5 protein-coding genes and 1 pseudogene are annotated in these 3,093 nt (G+C 57.1%); 3 read left to right on the top strand and 3 right to left on the bottom strand.

Annotated elements, in window-relative coordinates:
• Positions 1-203: hypothetical protein (locus tag ACZYOF_RS43150; RefSeq protein ID WP_463719524.1), on the top strand; the 203-nt coding region annotated here is incomplete at its 5' end.
• Positions 204-497: 294 nt separating this feature from the next.
• Here the strand turns inward: ACZYOF_RS43150 and ACZYOF_RS43145 are convergent.
• Positions 498-659, bottom strand: a complete 162-nt coding sequence (locus tag ACZYOF_RS43145; protein ID WP_282531612.1) for a DUF3606 domain-containing protein — start codon at positions 657-659, stop codon at positions 498-500.
• Here ACZYOF_RS43145 and ACZYOF_RS43140 point away from each other — a divergent pair.
• A pseudogene (locus ACZYOF_RS43140) lies at positions 634-798 on the top strand (SOS response-associated peptidase); the annotation flags it as partial. The gene ACZYOF_RS43145 and the pseudogene ACZYOF_RS43140 sit on opposite strands and share 26 nt — an antisense overlap.
• A 163-nt stretch (positions 799-961) precedes the next feature.
• Positions 962-1,195: a DUF6894 family protein gene (locus ACZYOF_RS43135; protein WP_394570356.1), complete on the top strand. Its 234-nt coding sequence runs from the start codon at positions 962-964 to the stop codon at positions 1,193-1,195.
• Here the strand turns inward: ACZYOF_RS43135 and ACZYOF_RS43130 are convergent.
• On the bottom strand, positions 1,192-1,920 hold the full coding sequence (locus tag ACZYOF_RS43130) for a Crp/Fnr family transcriptional regulator (protein ID WP_282531598.1): 729 nt from the start codon (positions 1,918-1,920) through the stop codon (positions 1,192-1,194). The genes ACZYOF_RS43135 and ACZYOF_RS43130 overlap by 4 nt on opposite strands.
• A 310-nt stretch (positions 1,921-2,230) precedes the next feature.
• The gene (locus ACZYOF_RS43125) at positions 2,231-2,494 is read right to left on the bottom strand and encodes a hypothetical protein (RefSeq protein WP_282531599.1); all 264 of its coding nucleotides are present in this window, start codon (positions 2,492-2,494) and stop codon (positions 2,231-2,233) included.
• Positions 2,495-3,093: the final 599 nt, after the last annotated feature.

Below are 3,093 nucleotides of genomic sequence, written 5' to 3'. Positions count from 1 at the left end.
CGATCTTTGCCTTCAGTGCCGCGTCGATCTTGCGTCTCGTCTTTGTCGTCATCATGCGCTCCGTCTATCAAACGGAGCAGCCCCTTCCAACTAAGCACGTGGTCCCACAATCGGGGTCCATTTCAGGAACGCCGGTCTCTCCGCACGCAAGATCACTGCAGCAGCAGGCACGTCGGCGTTTCTTGACGATCGATAATGCGTAAACGCTTGGCTAGTCGCCAGCAACACCGCGGCAAAGACAACAACCAAGACAAGTTGAAGCATATCTTCCATCGCCATCGCACCGGATTCGCCTGGCGATAGAACGAAATCAGCAATGCCTCCGTTCCCGCATGTCGGGAAAAAGATGCAATCGAGTTCGACTTGGGACGCTCGTGCCTCGTGTAAGAAGGGTCTCAGCAAAGTGGAAGCTGAGGCCCAGAGGTCGACGGCTGGCTGGGCCGTTCGAATTGGCGCGGTTAGGACGCGCTCGTAAGGCACTGTACGCCGGGCCGTTCCTATCTCTTGCGCGCGAGCCGCTTCTCCACCCGCTTGCGGCTGTTGCCAACCTTCTTCACTGCCTTCTTCACGGCGGCGGCCGATTTACGGGTCTTCTTGGATTCGTAGTTGACTTCGTGCCGCTGTCGGCCGGCGATCCATCGCAAGGCGATGCCGGTGATCCTGACGACGGACGAGGAGCGCGACGTCTGGCTGCGCGCGCCATGGGATGTGGCCAAGGCGCTCCAACGGCCGCTGCCTGACGACGCCCTGAAGATCATCATGCGCGGCCCCGATAAGGAAGACAGGCTGGCCGCATGAAGTACGTCGACGAGCCCCTACGCCGACCCGGAGGAAGCGAACTGGCGCATGCTATCGAGCCGGTGCAGGAGCACCTACATGAAGATCACGCCTGAAGGCGCCGAGCTGTTTGCCTAATCGGCATAGGAACGAAAGCCCCGCTGGGGGCGTTCACGCGTTCATCATGCCGCGCTACTTCTTTCATATTTCGAACGGCCATCCCTTCCGAGACCCGAAAGGTGAGGAACTGCGGGATGACAACGCTGCTTGGGAGCAGGCGCTAAGAACCGTGCGTGATATCGAGTCGTCGCTCGACCTTGATGGATCGCCCGAGTGGTCGATTGAGGTCAAAAGGGGCCATAGTTCAATCTTTCGAATCGATGTGTCCGCTAGAAGGATTGAATCCAATCAGCCCTAGAGGCCCGGGCGTTGATGCAGGTAGGTGCCATCGAACCCCGCCAAAGCCTCCAGCTTTTCGGGTTGGAGAAGGCGAAAGTTCGCTCGATCGACTGTCAGAAGCCCATCCCCCCGAAGCTCCTGCAGCACTCGGTTGACATGCACCGTCGACAAGCCGAGGCAGTCGCTAAGCACTGACTGCGTGACCGGTAGTTCAAATCCACCATCCTTGGCTCGGCCTACGGCTTCGAGCCTTCGGTAAAGCTCGATAAAAAGGTGCGTCATCCGGGCAGTTGCCGATCTGCGCCCGACATTGACGATCCATTCCCGGAAAATGGCCGCATCAATCAACGTTTCCCGCCAAAGAGCCGCTGCCACCTTCGGACGCTCCTTGCTCATTTGCCACATCGCGTCATGCGAGATGAATCCAAGGGTGCACGGCGTTAGCGCCACCAAGTCATGGTCCATGATCCCGAGGTGGAGGCTTTGCAGGTCGGGAATTTCGCCTGGGATGTGCAACGAAAGAATCTGCCGCTGCCCGTCGAAGGTCGTCTTCGAACGAAAGCCAAAACCCTCGGCGAGGAGGCAGCATTCTGTCGGACGAGCACCATCGGCCACGATCACCTCGAGCGCGCGGAGACTTTTGCTTCGGATTGGCAAATGCTGGATTGCCTGGATGTCGTCTCCATCCAAGGAGTTCGACATCGTCAATTTTGTGATGAGAGCAGTCGTCAAAATTCCCGTCATCGGCATCTCCAGACACGCCGGAACGGGCAGTTAAATACTGCTCCGGCCGAAACAGCGGGAGCGCTACACTCTCAGTCACCAGCGCCCTACGATCGTTGCCGGTGATGCAAGTTAACGCGGGCTAATAAATTGGTTCCCAGAATAAACAACTTAGTGCTCGCAAGGCCTGGAACGGGGAGCCTCCGGGATAGCCCGGGGTCGGTGCCGCTCCGCAGCAACGTGGTCGAGCGGGCGCCTCATTCGAAACGCCTCCTGTTCATAATGACAAGGCAGCTACCACAATGATGGCATTCACTAGATGCGAATAGCTTCACCGACTACGATCCGGCGGACCACGCACGCCAATGCCGGACGCGATCGCACTCGCTATGGCGTCCTGAAATTCGTTCGGCCCAACGGCCAGCCATCCCTTTTCTTTTGGGAAACCTATTAGTAGCCGCTGGATGGCACGTTCCGCATTGGACACCTTTTCTCGAAGTGCAAGCAGCTCTGCTCTCTTCTGTTCCAGCCTATCAACGGAGATGAGCAAGGATTGAAAATTATTCATCGACCCGGTTTTGTTGAAAACAACCATATGCGCCTCCCTTCTGGGAATAAATAGCATCTCGCACTTTGAGGAGTGATTCCTTTACCTGTGTTAGATGAACGCGAGACTCCCTGCCCGTCGTTCGCCGGCGCATCGAAGTGCGGGAAAGCTCGGCAGCTTTTAGGAACGATCAGGCTTGGCCGAGGTCAACTCGCACCGAGGGCAAAGGCTTCTGGCTGAATGCATAGCCCCGAGGAGGGTTAGTTTACCTGCCTACCCGATGGCGCATCCATGACCATTCACCGAATACATCTGATGACCAGCCTAAAGGAGCCGCTGAATGCAACGAGGGGCGTTGTGGGTGCCAAAAACTCGGGCCTATATTGCGAAAACGAAGACTGCAGAGAATTTATTTCATTGGCGGTCGGTACTGCCCCACGAGGAGACAAGATCGAGGTCGTTGCTGAGCCACCCGGAAGTCAGCAGCTTTTCGTCTGTCCGGCGTGCTCGCATAGGCAGTGGTGAACCTCCTCCGAATGAGTGGACACCTGTAGTAGGCTCATTGAGCCCGGAGGTGTTGAATGGAACGTCAACGTCGGTCATTTACCGAAGAATACAAGCGCCAGACCGTCGAGCTGGTGTTGTCG

It is taken from the genome of Bradyrhizobium sp. LeoA1Lang, assembly GCF_055413685.1.
Note: the sequence above shows the minus strand (reverse complement) of the source record. Positions and strands in the feature narration are given on the sequence as shown.

Bases quoted from the DNA above. Each gene is read 5' to 3' on its own strand.
- ACZYOF_RS43135 (WP_394570356.1), top strand. From the start codon at position 962: ATGCCGCGCTACTTCTTTCATATTTCGAACGGCCATCCCTTCCGAGAC.
- ACZYOF_RS43130 (WP_282531598.1), bottom strand. From the start codon at position 1,920: ATGACGGGAATTTTGACGACTGCTCTCATCACAAAATTGACGATGTCG.
- ACZYOF_RS43125 (WP_282531599.1), bottom strand. From the start codon at position 2,494: ATGGTTGTTTTCAACAAAACCGGGTCGATGAATAATTTTCAATCCTTG.